At 68.0% G+C, this 14,726-nt stretch carries 13 protein-coding genes; 8 read left to right on the top strand and 5 right to left on the bottom strand.

Annotated features, from left to right (window positions below; genetic code table 11):
• Positions 1-43 precede the first annotated feature (43 nt).
• Together zwf and pgl are read left to right on the top strand one after the other, a co-directional pair.
• Complete coding sequence (gene zwf / locus H6900_12100; GenBank protein ID MCC0074021.1) at positions 44-1,492, top strand: glucose-6-phosphate dehydrogenase; 1,449 nt, start codon at positions 44-46, stop codon at positions 1,490-1,492.
• Complete coding sequence (pgl, locus tag H6900_12095) at positions 1,492-2,163, top strand: 6-phosphogluconolactonase (GenBank protein MCC0074020.1); 672 nt, start codon at positions 1,492-1,494, stop codon at positions 2,161-2,163. Before zwf ends, pgl begins: the two co-directional genes overlap by 1 nt.
• A 64-nt stretch (positions 2,164-2,227) precedes the next feature.
• Here pgl and H6900_12090 read toward each other — a convergent pair whose 3' ends face one another.
• Positions 2,228-3,412: a cytochrome P450 gene (locus tag H6900_12090; GenBank protein MCC0074019.1), complete on the bottom strand. Its 1,185-nt coding sequence runs from the start codon at positions 3,410-3,412 to the stop codon at positions 2,228-2,230.
• Between the two features lie 129 nt (positions 3,413-3,541).
• Between H6900_12090 and H6900_12085 the strand changes: the two genes are divergently transcribed.
• Positions 3,542-3,886: a hypothetical protein gene (locus H6900_12085; protein MCC0074018.1), complete on the top strand. Its 345-nt coding sequence runs from the start codon at positions 3,542-3,544 to the stop codon at positions 3,884-3,886.
• Between the two features lie 19 nt (positions 3,887-3,905).
• On the opposite strand, the gene H6900_12080 is transcribed toward H6900_12085, so the two are convergent.
• Entirely contained in the window at positions 3,906-5,300 is a 1,395-nt protein-coding gene (locus H6900_12080; protein ID MCC0074017.1) for a M20/M25/M40 family metallo-hydrolase, read from the bottom strand.
• Positions 5,301-5,485: 185 nt separating this feature from the next.
• On the opposite strand from H6900_12080, the gene H6900_12075 reads away from it, so the two are divergent.
• From H6900_12075 to H6900_12055, 5 genes are all read left to right on the top strand, one after another.
• Positions 5,486-6,067 carry a 5-aminolevulic acid synthase gene (locus H6900_12075; GenBank protein MCC0074016.1) on the top strand — a complete coding sequence of 194 codons (582 nt, stop codon included), beginning with the start codon at positions 5,486-5,488 and terminating at the stop codon, positions 6,065-6,067.
• Positions 6,068-6,211: 144 nt separating this feature from the next.
• Positions 6,212-7,441: a 5-aminolevulinate synthase gene (gene hemA, locus H6900_12070; protein MCC0074015.1), complete on the top strand. Its 1,230-nt coding sequence runs from the start codon at positions 6,212-6,214 to the stop codon at positions 7,439-7,441.
• Between the two features lie 149 nt (positions 7,442-7,590).
• The gene (locus H6900_12065) at positions 7,591-8,832 is read left to right on the top strand and encodes a helix-turn-helix domain-containing protein (protein MCC0074014.1); all 1,242 of its coding nucleotides are present in this window, start codon (positions 7,591-7,593) and stop codon (positions 8,830-8,832) included.
• Positions 8,833-8,941: 109 nt separating this feature from the next.
• Entirely contained in the window at positions 8,942-10,051 is a 1,110-nt protein-coding gene (gene ispG / locus H6900_12060) for a flavodoxin-dependent (E)-4-hydroxy-3-methylbut-2-enyl-diphosphate synthase (protein MCC0074013.1), read from the top strand.
• Positions 10,052-10,313: 262 nt separating this feature from the next.
• Positions 10,314-11,432, top strand: coding sequence for a flagellar motor switch protein FliG (locus H6900_12055; protein ID MCC0074012.1), 1,119 nt, complete (start codon positions 10,314-10,316; stop codon positions 11,430-11,432).
• Positions 11,433-11,487: 55 nt separating this feature from the next.
• Here H6900_12055 and hflX read toward each other — a convergent pair whose 3' ends face one another.
• The 3 genes from hflX to H6900_12040 form a co-directional block, all read right to left on the bottom strand.
• Positions 11,488-12,801, bottom strand: a complete 1,314-nt coding sequence (gene hflX, locus H6900_12050; GenBank protein MCC0074011.1) for a GTPase HflX — start codon at positions 12,799-12,801, stop codon at positions 11,488-11,490.
• Between the two features lie 29 nt (positions 12,802-12,830).
• Positions 12,831-13,064 carry an RNA chaperone Hfq gene (gene hfq, locus H6900_12045; GenBank protein ID MCC0074010.1) on the bottom strand — a complete coding sequence of 78 codons (234 nt, stop codon included), beginning with the start codon at positions 13,062-13,064 and terminating at the stop codon, positions 12,831-12,833.
• 171 nt (positions 13,065-13,235) lie between these two features.
• Complete coding sequence (locus H6900_12040; GenBank protein MCC0074009.1) at positions 13,236-14,726, bottom strand: TrkH family potassium uptake protein; 1,491 nt, start codon at positions 14,724-14,726, stop codon at positions 13,236-13,238.

The following is a 14,726-nucleotide window of genomic DNA, read 5'->3' as shown; positions in this document are numbered from 1 at the left end:
ATCCGGTGCGTTTCGTTCTCGTGCTCGCCCGACAGGAGCCCCCATGGTCGCCCGCGTCATTCCCGTCGAACCTTTCGATCTGGTGGTCTTTGGCGCCACCGGCGATCTGGCGCGCCGCAAGATCCTGCCCGCGCTCTACCGACGCTATGCCGAGGGCCAGATGCCGCCCGAGGCGCGCGTCATCGGCGCCGCCCGCACACCGCTGACCCGGGCCGAGTTTCACGCCGCCATCGCCGCCGCGTTCGATGAATTCATGGGCCCCGATGCCCCCACGCCCCAGGACCGCGCCGGTTTCTTCGAGAGGCTGGACTATGTCACCGTCGATGCCCGGGGCGAGGACGGCTGGCTGGATCTGGCCGCACGGATGCGCGACGGCGTGGTTCGGGCGTTCTATTTCTCGGTCGGGCCTGCGCTGTTCGGGCCGCTGGCAACCGGGCTGGGACGCTTTGGCCTGGTCACGCCGGACACAAGGATCGTGGTGGAAAAGCCCTTTGGCAACGATCTTGCGACGGCGCGGGTGCTGAACCGCACCCTGGCCGAGCATTTCGCGGAAACGCAGATCTACCGGATCGACCATTACCTGGGCAAGGAAACCGTGCAGAACCTGATGGCGGTGCGCTTTGCCAACATCCTGTTCGAACCGCTGTGGAACGCACGCTTTGTCGATCATGTGCAGATCACGGTGGCGGAAACCGTGGGCGTGGGCGGGCGCGGTGCCTATTACGACACCGCCGGCGCGATGCGGGACATGGTGCAGAACCACATGATGCAGCTTCTGTGCCTGATCGCGATGGAGCCGCCCTATTCCTTTGAACCGGACGCCGTCCGCGACGAAAAGCTGAAGGTGATCCACGCGCTGGACCCCGTCGCGCCCGGCCATGTGGTGCGCGGCCAATATGGCGCCGACAAGGACCGCGCCGCCTACCGCGACGAGGTCGAGAACCCGGCCTCGACCACGGAAAGCTACATCGCGCTCAAGGTCGGGATCTCGAACTGGCGCTGGAAGGGCACGCCCTTTTACCTGCGGACCGGCAAGCGGCTGAAGGCGCGCGCCTCGGAGATCGCCGTTGCGTTCCGCGATCCGCCCCATTCGATCTTTGGCGAGGATGCGCCGTGGAAGGCCAACATGCTGGTGATCCGCCTGCAACCCGACGAGGGCATGACGCTGAAGGTCATGATCAAGGAGCCGGGCCCCGGCGGGATGCGGTTGAAGGACGTGGCGCTGGACATGTCCTTTGCCGAGGCCCTGGGCGACGACATGCACATTCCCGACGCCTATGAGCGGCTCATCATGGACGTGATCCGGGGCAATCAGACGCTGTTCATGCGCGGCGACGAGGTCGAGGCCGCCTGGGCCTGGACCGATCCGATCATCGCCGAATGGCAAGATCTTGCCGAAACGCCGCATCGCTACGATCCGGGCTCGTCCGGGCCGGACGAAGCCCTTAGACTGATCCGGATGGATGGGCGAAACTGGCGGGACATCCGCTGATGGAACGGATCGACTACCCCGACACCGACATGATGGCGCTGTCGTTGGCCCGGCGGCTGGCCGGCGAATTGCGCGCCGCCCTGACGCGTCGCCCACGGGCGCTGTTCGCGGTGCCGGGCGGCACCAGCCCGGGGCCGGTCTTCGACCTGTTGGCCGCCGCCGATCTGGACTGGGACCGCGTGGACATCGTGCCGACCGACGAACGCTGGCTGCCCGAAAGTCATGCGCGCTCGAACGCGGGCATGATCCGCGCGCGGCTGTTGCGCGACAAGGCCGTGCCCGCACGACTGCTGCCCTTGTGGCACGAGGCCCTGTCCCCGGCCGAGGGCGCCGAACAGGCGGCCGCCATGCTGGACCGCCTGTTGCCGGTCGATGTGGCCCTGCTGGGGATGGGCGCGGACATGCATACGGCCTCGCTCTTTCCGGGCGCCACGGGCCTGGACGAGGCCCTCGCCGCCGATGCCCCGGCCGTGGTGCCGATCCTCGCGCCCGGCGCGCCGGAACCGCGAGTGAGCCTCAGCGCGCGGGTTCTCAAGGACGCCTACGGCCTGCATCTGCTCATCATCGGGGCGGAAAAGCGCGCGGCGCTGGAGCGCGCGCGCGCCCTCGCCCCGACCGAGGCCCCGGTCGCCGCCGTGCTGGCGCGGGCGGTGGTGCACTGGGCACCCTGACCCGGGTTCCCTCCCGGCCGCTCAGGCGCCGCTCAAGGGGCGCGGCGCGGCCGGGACGCACCCGTCACCGCGCCACCATCAGCGCCGAAAGCCCGTGAAAATGGTAGCGGCCGGCATAGTCCGGGGGCGCGGTCAGATGCAGGCCGGGGGCCTCCTGGAACAGGATCGGCAGGGCCTTGGCCAATTCCAGCCGCGCCAGCGGCGCACCGACGCAAAAATGCAGGCCCACGCCGAACGCGAGATGCGGTTTCGCCGGACGGCCCGGATCGAAATGGTCGGGCCGGTCCCACTGGCCCGGGTCGCGCCCGGCCGCCGCCAGCATCACCCCCACCTCGTCGCCCGGTTCGAACACATGGCCCATGATCTCGACCCGCTCGTAGGCCCAGCGGGTGAACATGTGCAGCGGCGGATCGAAGCGCAGCGTTTCCTCGATCGTCGCCTCCAGCCGATCGGGTGACAGCCAGTCGCGCGGCCCGCCGGCCTCGAGCAGGGTCTTCACCGCGTTGCCGATCGCGTGCACGGTCGCCTCGTGACCGGCGTTCAGCAACAGGATGCAGGTAGAGATCAACTCGTCCGTGCTCAACCGGTCGCCCGCTTCCTCGGCTACGATCAGATGCGTGATGAGGTCGTCGCCCGGCATCCGGCGACGCGCGCGCACATGCTCGCGCAGGAAATCGGCAAAGTCGGCGGAGGCCTGGCCCGCGGCCTCTTCCATCGCGCGGGTGCGGCCGGCCTGATACATGCCGACCATGGCGTGCGACCAGCGCAACAAGTCGTCCCGCATCGTTTCAGGCACCCCCAGAAGACGGGCGATGATGATGACCGGGATCGCCTCGGCGTATCGGGTCAACAGGTCGAAAGATCCCGAGGCCGGAAGATCCGCCGCCAGCGCGCGCGCCAGGGCTTCGATGTCCGGCCCCATGGCCGCGATCCGGCGCGAGGTGAAGGCGCGCAGCACCAGCCCCCGCAGACGCGTGTGCCGCGGCGGCTCGAGTTCGAGCATCGAGTGGGCCTCGATCGCATGGAACGGCGCGGTGTGCGCGGCCATTGGCGGGCGCCGGTCGGGCGGGATCTCGCGTCCCAGGCGGCGGTCGCGCAGAATCGCATTCGCCGCCGCGTAACCGAAGACGCAAGGCAGGCCGTAGTCCTCCCAGAAGACCACGCGACCGGCGGCGCGGGCGCGGTCGTAGAACGGATAGGGATCCTGCACAAAGGCGGGATCGGTCGGAGACTGGCTGAGGTGGATCATGCGGTCGGGTCCCTTGCGCCGCCTGACGGTGCCCGCCGCTCGACCCGGGGTCAACCCGCCTGCGGGAACCGGGCGGAACTTTTTCACCGCGAATTTGAACCGCGCAGGGGCGATGAACGACCCATGCGCATGACACCGTTTCTTCGCCATGCACCGGTTGCCCCGTTGCCCCTGTCCGAACCGCACCCCGGCAAGGGTGTGGTGATTCTGTTGGCGCTGGCGCTGGTTGCCGCACTGCCCTGGGCCGCACCGGTGGGGATGGCCGGATTGTCGGGGGCGATGGCGCTTGTGCTGGCGCTGCCGCGCCCGTCGCGTCACCCGCTGCTCGCGCTCACATGGACGGTTCTGACGCTGGGCCTGCCGCTGACGCTGACACTGGCCCATCCCGGCGCGACGCTGGGCGGGGCGCTGGCGATGGGCGCGGCGGGGGTCTGGGCGATCCTGGCGATTCGCGCGCGGCGGCGGTGCGACTGACCGCCGCCGGAATCGACGGTCAGAGGCGCGACAGCCCGTCCAGCACCCGCACCCAGCTGCGAATCCCCTTGTGGAACGATTCGAGGTCGTATTTCTCGTTCGGGGAATGGATCTGGTCGTCGTCGCGGCCAAAGCCGATCAGCAGCGCATCCATGCCCAGAAGCTCCTGGAAATAGCCCGCAATCGGGATCGAACCGCCGCAGCCGATGAACGCCGCCGGGCGCGGCCATTCGTCGGACAGCGCCTGGCGCGCGGCCTCGAAGGCCGGGTTCTCGATCGGCATGACGGTGGCCGGCGCGCCGTTCGCGTCCAGGATCTCGACCGTGCAATCGGCCGGCACCCGGGCCGCGACATGGGCGCGCATCGCCGCCAGCACGGCCTGCGGGTCCTGCGATCCGACCAGCCGGAAGCTGACCTTGGCGCTGGCTTTCGACGGCAGCACGGTCTTGAACCCCGCCCCCGTATAGCCCGAGGTCATGCCGTTCACCTCGCAGGTGGGGCGCGACCAGATCATTTCCAGCACCGAGCGCCCCTGCTCGCCCGCCGGGATCGACAGGCCGACCCCGCCAAGGAAACCGGCGGCGTCAAACCCCAGGGTCTCCCATTGCGTGCGCTGCGCGTTGGTCAGTTCCGGCACCCCGTCGTAGAACCCCGCCAGCGTGCAGGCCCCGGTCTCGTCGTGCAGGTCGGCCAGGATCTTCGCCAGCACATGCGCCGGGTTGCGGGCCGCGCCGCCATACATGCCGGAATGCAGGTCCTTGTCGGGCGCGGTGACCACCAGCTCCAGCTTGGCCAGGCCGCGCAACTGGGTGGTGATCGCGGGGGTCTGCGGGTCGAACATGCCGGTGTCGCAGATCAGCGCGAGGTCGGCCTTCAGGTCCTCGGCATGGGCGGTCATGTAGGGCACCAGCGACGGCGAGCCGGATTCCTCCTCGCCCTCGAAGAACATCGACACCCGGATCGGCAGGACGCCATGCACCGCCTTCCAGGCGCGGCAGGCCTCGACAAAGGTCATGAGCTGGCCCTTGTCATCCGCAGCGCCCCGGCCGCGGATCACCCGGCCCGCGGGCGTGTCCTCGATTTGCGGGTCGAAGGGGTCGTGATGCCAAAGGTTCAGCGGATCAACGGGTTGCACGTCGTAATGACCGTAGAACAGCACATGCGGGCCATCCTCGGGCCCGTCCGCGTCATGGGCTACGACCATCGGGTGACCGGGCGTCGGGTGTTTCGCGGCGTCGAAGCCCAGGCTGGCCAGATCCTCGACCAGCGCCTCGGCGGCGCGGTCGCAATCGGCCGCAAAGGCCGGATCGGTCGAGATCGACGGCACCCGCAGCAAGGTCAGCAGACGGTCCAGCGCGGCATCGAGAGTGGCATCCACATGGTCCAGGACCTGGGTCACGGTATCGGCGGTCATTCGGAATTCCCCGTTTCTGATGGGATCGAGCCTATGCCCGCCCGGCGGCGGAAGTCCAGTGCCGGGCGGCGATCAACCGAATGTGTGCCGCAGCACGGGCGCGACCCCGCCCGAGGGCCGCACAAAGGGCTGTGCGGGCTGCGAAAACCCTGTAAAAAAGACGGCAAACCGGACTGGAGTGCCTGATGAATTCGCGTTTCGCCCTTGTCGTGCTTGCCCTTGCCGCCCCCTTTGCGCAGACCGCGCTCGCGGACCCGCTGGATGCCCGCGCCGCGCGTCCGATGCTGTTTCGCGACGACCGGGTCGAGGTGATCGAGATCGACGTCTCGGGCCTGACCGAGGCCGAACGCACCGCCCTGACCACCGTTGCCCAGACGCAGAAATACTATGCCGCGGTCGGCTTTGCCCCGGACGTGGGAATCATGGCGGAACCGACGGTGATGGCCTCGAACTATCATTCGCCCGAAGCCGCGCGCGCCGCCGCGTTGGCCGGGTGCGACGCGCGCCGTCACGGCGGGCGGGCCTGTGTCATCGCCCTCGAGGTGCGCCCGCAGGGCTGGGAAGCGCGCGATCTGAGCCTGTCGGCCGACGCGACCACCGCCTTCAACGACGATTATCGCCGTGCGGGCGGAACCCGCGCCTTTGCCGTTTCGGCGGGCTCGGGCCAGTGGGGAATCGGTCGCGGCAACAACGCGGTCGAGGACGCGCTGACCGCCTGCCAGGGCGACGGCGACGTTTCCGATTGTGCCATCGTGATCCAGGATTGACGAAAAAACCGCCCCGGAAGGGCGAGTGCGACACTTTTTTGAATTGATCCAGGTCATGGTTCTGTCGCATTCAAACATGCAAAGAACGTCCAGCTTTATCGCCGGGCGGCCGAAATTGCCCAGCAGGACGCCAGGAGACGACCCTTGACCTACGAAGCAGCCCTCGATTCCGCCCTCCAGCGACTGCACGACGAGGGGCGCTATCGCACCTTCATCGACATCGAGCGGAAGAAGGGCCACTTCCCCCACGCCACCTGGCGCAAGCCCGACGGCACGGAAAAGGACATCACCGTCTGGTGCGGCAACGATTACCTGGGCATGGGCCAGCACCCGGCGGTGCTGAAGGCCATGCACGAGGCGCTGGACGCCACCGGCGCCGGCTCGGGCGGGACGCGCAACATCTCGGGCACCACGGTCTACCACAAGCGGCTCGAGGCCGAGGTCGCGGACCTGCATCAGAAAGAGGCCGCGCTGGTCTTCACCTCGGCTTATGTGGCGAACGATGCGACGCTCAGCACACTGCGCGCGATCTTCCCCGGGCTCATCATCTATTCCGACGCGCTGAACCACAATTCGATGATCGAGGGCGTACGCCGCAATGGCGGGCACAAGCGCATCTTCCGCCACAACGACGTCGCCCATCTGCGCGAGCTGCTGGCCGCCGACGATCCCGGCGCGCCCAAGCTGATCGCCTTCGAATCGATCTATTCGATGGATGGCGACGTCGGCCCGATCAAGGACATCTGCGACGCCGCCGACGACTTCAACGCGCTGACCTATATCGACGAGGTGCACGCGGTCGGCATGTATGGCCCGCGCGGCGCCGGCGTGGCCGAGCGTGACGGGCTGATGCACCGCATCGACATCATCAACGGCACCATGGCGAAAGCCTTTGGCGTGTTCGGCGGCTATATCGCGGCGAGCGCGAAAATGGTCGATGCCGTCCGGTCTTATGCGCCGGGGTTCATCTTCACCACCTCGTTGCCGCCGGCAGTGGCCGCGGGATGCGCGGCCTCGATCGCGTTCCTGAAAACCGCCGACGGGCAGAAACTGCGCGACATGCAGCAGTCGCACGCGCGCATCCTCAAGGCCCGGCTCAAGGGCATGGGCCTGCCGATCATCGACCACGGCACCCACATCGTTCCGGTGCATGTCGGCGACCCTGTGCACTGCAAGATGATCTCGGACATGCTGCTGGAACGGTACGGCATCTATGTCCAGCCGATCAACTTTCCCACCGTGCCGCGTGGAACCGAACGGCTGCGCTTTACCCCGTCGCCGGTGCACGATCCCAAGGAAATCGACCGCGTCGTGATCGCGATGGATCAACTCTGGGCCCATTGTGCGCTGAATCGCGCCGAGCTGACCGCCTGACAACGCCTTCTACTTCAATTAGTTTTCACGATCTGGTAAGAGTGGTCTCAAGAGGTCGTTGAGAGGCGACTCGCCCGTGGTTCCCGTCATGGTCGAGGCTCTCCGCAAAGCGACCCGATCAGAGCAGGCGGTAAGCAGGGACAGGGCGGATGATCTGGCGCAAGGAACAGCCTCCAGCGCAGCACGATGAAGGTCCACGCGGCTTCGATGATTTCGAGCTGCGACTGGGCGATATCCTGCGGGGCGAACGTGCCACGCTGGGCAAATCGCTGCTGGATGTCCAGCGCGAGCTTCACATTCGTGCTGCCTATATCGCCGCGATCGAGAACGGCGATCTCGACGCGTTCGAAACCCCCAGCTTCATTGCCGGTTTCGTGCGCTCGTATGCGCGCTATCTCGGCATGGATACCGAATGGGTCTATGACCGGTTCTGCACCGAGCACGGGTTTCAGGTCGCTCACGGCATGTCGGGCTTTGCCAACAACGCCGCGCCGCGCACGCCGCGCGCCGTGCAGACCGATACCCGCGCCCGGACCTCGCATGGCGGGCTCAAGGGCGTCGGCACCCTGCCCGACCCAGAACCCTTCTGGCGCCGGATCGAACCCGGCGCGCTGGGATCGGTCAGCGTTCTGCTGGCGCTGATCCTGGGGCTGGGCTACGCCGGCTGGACCGTCCTGAAAGAGGTCCAGCGCGTGCAGGTCGCGCCCGCCGACATCGTGCCCAACGTGGCCAGCAACATCGACCCGCTGTCCTCGGAAAGCGGCACCCCGGGAACGCTGGCCGCGTCGGATACCGACCCGCTGGCTGGCGTGGCCACCGGCCCGCGCAGCACCCTGGCGGCGGACCGCCCCGTCTCGGGCGGCGCCGAGGGACGGGTGCGAATTGCCCGCCCGCAGGCGCTGGACATGCCCGTTGTGGTGCCGCGCGACGGCCCCATTGCCGCGATTACCCCCGAAACGCCGGCCCCGACAATCGAGGCCAGTTCGACCGATACCGCCGTGATGGCCGCGCTGGCGTCCAGCGATGACGGCACCGCGCCCCAGGTCGTGGCCCAGGGTCCCGCCACCGTGCAACTGCTGGCCGTGCGCCCGTCGTGGTTGCGGGTCCGGGCGGCCGACGGGTCGGTCATCTTCGAGCGCGTCCTCGACGCGGGCGAGCGGTATACGATCCCGCAGACCGAACAGCCGCCGACGCTGCACGCGGGCAACTCGGGCTCGGTCTATTTCCTGATCAACGGCCAGGCCTATGGCCCCGCCGCGCCCGGCGCGCAGGTGGTGCGCAACGTGGCGCTGGACGCCGCCGACATCCGCGACCGCTATCAGGTCGCGGACCTGAGCCGCGATCAGGACCTGGCGGTGCACGTCGCCCGCCTGCGCGAACAGGATCGGTAACCCCCCTATAGGCCCGCCGCGCGCGGGCCTTTTGCCGCCCCGGCGCGGCCTTGCCCCTCGGGACGCGGCGGCCTATGTCTGGGGCGTCGCAGTCAGCCCAGGAAGTCCCATGTCCCTGAACCCGATCCGCCCCTGGCGCAGCATCGAGCGGCGCAAATCCCGCAAGATCATGGTGGGGTCGGTGCCGGTCGGGGGGGATGCGCCGATTTCCGTGCAGACCATGACCAACACCGACAGTTCGGACGTCAAGGCGACGCTGGCTCAGGTGCTGGCCGCCGCCGATGCGGGGGCCGATATCGTCCGCGTCTCGACCCCGGACGAGGCCGCGACCCGCGCATTGCGCGAGATCGTGCGCGAAAGCCCGGTGCCGATCGTCGCGGACATCCATTTCCACTACAAGCGCGCCATCGAGGCGGCCGAGGCCGGCGCCGCCTGCCTGCGGATCAATCCGGGCAACATCGGCAACGCCACGCGCGTGCGCGAGGTGGTGAAGGCCGCGCGTGACCACGGCTGTTCGATCCGCATCGGCGTGAACGCCGGATCGCTGGAAAAACACCTGCTCGACAAATACGGCGAGCCCTGCCCCGAGGCCATGGTCGAATCCGGGCTGGATCACATCAAGCTGTTGCAAGACAACGACTTTCACGAGTTCAAGATCTCGGTCAAGGCGTCCGACGTATTCCTGGCGGCCGCGGCCTATCAGCAACTGGCCGAGGTCACCGATGCCCCGATCCACCTGGGCATCACCGAGGCCGGCGGCTTTGTCGCGGGCGCGGTGAAATCCGCGATCGGCATGGGCAACCTGTTGTGGGCGGGCATCGGCGACACGATTCGGGTGTCGCTCTCGGCCGATCCGGTCGAAGAGGTGCGCGTCGGTTACGAAATCCTGAAATCGCTGGGGCTGCGCACCCGGGGCGTGCAGATCATTTCGTGCCCCTCCTGCGCGCGGCAGGGATTCGATGTCATCAAGACGGTCGAGGCGCTGGAACAGCGTCTGTCCCACATCAAGACGCCGATGTCGCTGTCGATCATCGGCTGCGTGGTGAACGGCCCCGGCGAGGCGCTGATGACCGACATCGGTTTCACCGGCGGCGGCGCCGGCGCCGGCATGATCTATCTGGCGGGCAAGCAGGACCACAAACTGTCGAACGCGCGCATGATCGACCACATCGTCGAACTGGTCGAGGCCCGCGCCGCCCGCATCGAAGCCGAAGGCTGAGCGCAAAAAAAATCGCCGCGAGAGGGAGGTCTCGCGGCGGATCAGTCAGCCAGACGCAGGGAGGTGCGCCCGGAAACGGGAGATGAAGATCAGGCGGAAGTGCCTGCGCCTTCGCCATCCTGTCTAATCGTTGCAATCGCACTGAACATTGATTTGGATCAAACCGGGGCGTCTTTGGTTTTTTTCCACGCGCGACCGATCGCATTATCCGGCGGTTAACCCCGATGCGTCAGGCTCTGGGGTGACCAGACCGGAAACGCCCATGACGCAAGACCTCGCTCCGATTCGCCCGTCTCCACCGCCCGTCGCGGCGCAACCCGCGACGTCCGGCAGCCCCTTGCTGGCGACCAGCCCCTCGGGGCGCAGCATCCGGGCCCTGACCGGCCCGCAAAAAGCGGCGATCCTGGTGCGCTTGCTGCTGGCCGAAGGCGCGGATATCAAGCTCGACTCGCTGCCCGAGGACATGCAAACCGCGCTGACCGAACAGATCGGCCGGATGCGCCTGATCGACCGTGACACGCTGACCGCGGTTGTGGGGGAATTCGTCGAAACGCTGGAACAGGTCGGTCTCAGCTTTCCGGGCGGGATCGACGGCGCGCTCAAGGCTCTGGATGGCCGCATCAGTCCGGGCGCCAGTTCGCGGTTGAAACAGATGGTGCGTGAGCGCCACAGCGCCGATCCCTGGGACCGGATCGCCCATGCCGAGCCTGACACCCTGCTGGCGGTCCTGGCCCCCGAAAGCCCCGAGGTCGCAGCGGTGGTGCTGTCCAAACTGTCGGTCACACGCGCCGCCGAATTGTTGGGCAAGATGCCGGGCGAACGGGCGCGCCGGGTTGCCTATGCGGTCTCGTTGACCGAAGGGATCGCCCCCGCGATGGTCGCCCGGATCGGCGAGTCGATCGCCCGCGAGTTGGACCAGCGCCCGCCCCGCGCCTTTGCGGTGGCCCCGGCGGTGCGGGTCGGGGCGATGCTGAATTCGGCGACCGGGCCGGTGCGCGACGCGCTGCTCGACGCGTTGCGCGAACAGGACGCCGCCTTCGCCGAAGGGGTCGGCAAGGCGATCTTTACCTTTGCCCACATCCCCGACCGGCTGAACCCGCGCGACGTGCCCAAGGTTCTGCGCGAGGTGGCGCAGCCCGACCTCATCAGCGCCCTCGCCGCCACCCTGCCCCAGCCCGGCAGCCCCGAAGGCCGCGCCGCCGATTTCCTGCTGGCGAACATGTCGCAGCGCATGGCCGCCAGCCTGCGCGACGAGGTCGAAACCCGGGGCAAGGTCAAGGGAAAGGAGGCCGAGGCCGCGCTGGCGGCGGTGGTCACGGCGATCCGCGAGCTGTCCGACGCGGGCGAGATCACCTTGCTGAGCGACGAGGACGACGATTGATCGTCGCGCCTGCGCTGTCGCGGTCCCGACCATCGCCGTCTCGCGCCTGACCGCGTCAGTCCGCGTCAGGGGTTTCGGGCGCGCAGAGCGATTCGAACCGCGCGCGCTGACGGGCCGACCACGAGACCGTCAGACGAAGCCCGTCGTCGTCGCCGTCCTCGGACAGGACGATCCCTTCGGCATAGGCATAGGCCCGCGCGCGTCCGTCGCCGTGCCCGATCCGCACGGTTTCGACCCGCCGTTCGTCCCCCAGCGCCGCGCCGATCGCCTCGATCAGATCCGCCAGCCCCTCGCCCGTCAGCGCCGAGACCGCGCAGACCCCGTCACGGCGCTGCGCGACATTTCGGCGGGGATCGTCGCCGGGCAACAGGTCGATCTTGTTCCAGACCTCGATCCTGGCGACGTCCTGGCCCACCCCCAGTTCGGTCAGGATGGTTTCGACGTCCTCGGCCTGGGCCTCGGTTTCGGGGTGGGCGATGTCGCGGACGTGCAGGATCAGGTCCGCTTCCAGCACCTCTTCCAGCGTCGCGCGAAACGCCGCAACCAATTGCGTGGGCAGATCCGAGATGAACCCGACCGTGTCCGACAGGATCACCGCCAACCCGCCCGGCAGCACCACGGCCCGCATCGTCGGGTCCAGCGTGGCGAACAGCATGTCCTTCGCCAACACCTCTGCGCCCGTCAAGTGATTGAAAAGGGTCGATTTCCCGGCGTTGGTATACCCCACCAGCGCGACCACCGGATAGGGCACGCGGCGGCGCGCCGCGCGATGCAGCTCGCGCGTCTTGACGACCTTTTCCAATTGCCGGCGCAGGCGCAGGATCTGGGTGTCGATGGCCCGGCGGTCGGCTTCGATCTGGGTTTCGCCCGGCCCGCCGACGAACCCCAGCCCGCCGCGCTGCCGTTCGAGGTGGGTCCACGCGCGCACCAGACGCGTGCGCTGATAGCTCAAGGCGGCCAGTTCGACCTGCAACACCCCCTCGCGGGTCCGCGCGCGATCCGCAAAGATCTCGAGGATCAGGCCCGTGCGGTCCAGGATCTTGACGCCCCAGGCCTTTTCCAGATTGCGCTGCTGCACCGGGCTGACCCGGCCGTCGATCAGCACAAGCTCGATCTCGTCCGTTTCGATCCGGGATTTCAGTTCGTCCACCTTGCCCGAACCGAACAGCATGCCCGGCTGCGCCCTCGGCAGGCGCACCACCAGCCCGCCGGTCACGTCAATTCCCGGCAGGGCCAGCGCCAGAGACAGGCCTTCGGCCAGGGCGGCCTCGGCGCTGCGGTTGCTGTCGTTGCCACGGATATCGGGATGCAGGACCAGCGCGCGCTGCTTCCGCCCGCCACCGGCACCGCCCAGGTCGTTCACGTCGATTGTCACGTGCGGGTTACCCCGCCGGGGCGTCAATCCTCGCCGTTGTAGAGCGAGATCGGCTGGCCCGGCATGATGGTCGAGATGGCGTGTTTGTAGACAAGCTGGCTTTGCCCCTCGCGGCGCAAGAGGACGCAGAAGTTGTCGAACCAGGTGATGACGCCAAGAAGTTTGACCCCGTTGATCAGGAAAATCGTCACGGGAACCTTGTTCTTGCGCACATGGTTCAGGAAAGCGTCCTGCAAGTTCTGTTTGTCGACGGCCATTGTCTTTGCCTTTTGTTATCGGCCTACGCGGCGCCCGGCGCGCGCAGTTTCCCCCCTGTTGCGCCGAGTATGAAGGGACAGCGCGCAAGTTTCCAGCCCAAATCATCGCATTTTCATAGGATTAACAAGGGGAATTTCGAGACCCCAGGCAGCGGGTCCGAAAACGCCCCCTCAGTGACGGCGCGAGCGGTCCAGGATCGCGGCCAGCAGCACCAGGATTTCGAGCCGGCCGAGAATCATCGCCACCGCCAGCACCAGGCGCGCCGGATCGGACAGCAGCACCCAATAGAGCGGCAGATCGCCCGCCACCTGCACCAGTTGCCCGCAGTTGGTCAGCGCCGCGATGCTGAAGATCATCGCCGTTTCCAGGCTCATGCCACTGAACAGCAACAGCGCCACCACCACGACCGAGGTCAGCGCAAAGACCATCGCGAACAACCAGGCCGAGCGCGCCGCCGTGGTGGCCAGAAAGCGGTCGTATTCGTTGCCGCCGATCACCATGGACGGATAGATCATGCGCATCAGTTCGAACCGGCTGAGCCGCCCCAGCGCGTAAAGCCGCAGCAGCTTGATCCCGCCCGCGGTGGTGGCGACACCGCCGCCCAGCAGGGCCACCGACATCAACACCAGCCCCGGCGGGGTCAGCCCCGACCAGGCGCGGCTTGCGATCCAGTCCTGATCGACGAACCCGGTCGTGGTCAGAAAGGACAGCGCGGTGAACGCCGCTCCCCAGGCCGCGCGCCCCATGGCGGGCAGGTTCTCGCCCTCGCGGGCCTCGAAGGCGCCGGCCCAATGCCGGGCGACGACGAACAAGGTGACCAGCGCGACCAGAACCGCCGCGGTCCAGAGTTCGGGATCGCGCACGAGCGCGCGCTGCCGCGCACCATGCCCCGGCAGGAACCTCCGGCTGAGGGCGAGGCACAGAAAGGCGAAGATCACGATCTCGGGCATCAGACCGACGTTGCCCAGTGTCTCGCGCGGCAGGATGCCCGAGGTGGACAGCACCGCCATCGCCTGCATCAGCGCGTCGAACCCGGGCACGCCCAACAGGGTCAGGATCAGCCACAGCGCCAGCGTCAGCCCGGCAAAGGCCGGCAGCACGACCGCGCCATGCGCCATCAGCCGCGCGCCGGGCCCGTTGTTGGCGCCGCGCGCCACGGTGCCGGGGTGGCGGCGCAGCATTTCGAACCCGCCCAGCCTGAGCGGTGCCAGCAGCGCCGTTGCCGCCGAGACGATGAACAATCCGCCCAGCCAACCGGCCATGCCCCGCCAAAGGTGCACCGCCTCGGGGACGCGGCGCGGCAGTTCGATCAGCGAGGCGCCGGTGGTGGTGAAACTGGAGATCATCTCGAACCAGGCGTCCACCAGCCGCATCTGCGGCAGGGCCTCGGCCAGGGGCAGCGCCATCACCGCCGGCAAGAGCAGATAGACCGCCGCCAGCAGCGGAAAGGGCCCCTGCCCGCGGGCGCGCGACGGGCGTCCGGCCAGGGCGATGGCCACGAAACTGGCCAGCGCCAGGCAGATCAGCGCCCAATAGAAGAAATCGCGCGCCAGGCTGGCCTGCCCGTCGAGCGCAGCCTTCAACGCCGGGACCAGCATCAGGATCCCGGCCGCGCCGACCAGCGCCACGAGCGGCGGGACAGACGCGAGGCCGGGGCGCAT

This window comes from Rhodobacter sp. (assembly GCA_020637515.1).
In the GTDB taxonomy this organism is placed as follows: Bacteria; Pseudomonadota; Alphaproteobacteria; order Rhodobacterales; family Rhodobacteraceae; genus Pararhodobacter.
Note: the sequence above shows the minus strand (reverse complement) of the source record. Positions and strands in the feature narration are given on the sequence as shown.

Coding starts and splice junctions, on each gene's coding strand:
- H6900_12080 (MCC0074017.1), bottom strand. CDS start 5,300: ATGACCGCCGATACCGTGACCCAGGTCCTGGACCATGTGGATGCCACT.
- H6900_12090 (MCC0074019.1), bottom strand. CDS start 3,412: ATGATCCACCTCAGCCAGTCTCCGACCGATCCCGCCTTTGTGCAGGAT.
- hfq (MCC0074010.1), bottom strand. CDS start 13,064: ATGGCCGTCGACAAACAGAACTTGCAGGACGCTTTCCTGAACCATGTG.
- H6900_12085 (MCC0074018.1), top strand. CDS start 3,542: ATGACACCGTTTCTTCGCCATGCACCGGTTGCCCCGTTGCCCCTGTCC.
- pgl (MCC0074020.1), top strand. CDS start 1,492: ATGGAACGGATCGACTACCCCGACACCGACATGATGGCGCTGTCGTTG.
- H6900_12040 (MCC0074009.1), bottom strand. CDS start 14,726: ATGCGCCCCGGCCTCGCGTCTGTCCCGCCGCTCGTGGCGCTGGTCGGC.
- H6900_12075 (MCC0074016.1), top strand. CDS start 5,486: ATGAATTCGCGTTTCGCCCTTGTCGTGCTTGCCCTTGCCGCCCCCTTT.
- H6900_12055 (MCC0074012.1), top strand. CDS start 10,314: ATGACGCAAGACCTCGCTCCGATTCGCCCGTCTCCACCGCCCGTCGCG.
- H6900_12065 (MCC0074014.1), top strand. CDS start 7,591: ATGATCTGGCGCAAGGAACAGCCTCCAGCGCAGCACGATGAAGGTCCA.
- zwf (MCC0074021.1), top strand. CDS start 44: ATGGTCGCCCGCGTCATTCCCGTCGAACCTTTCGATCTGGTGGTCTTT.
- ispG (MCC0074013.1), top strand. CDS start 8,942: ATGTCCCTGAACCCGATCCGCCCCTGGCGCAGCATCGAGCGGCGCAAA.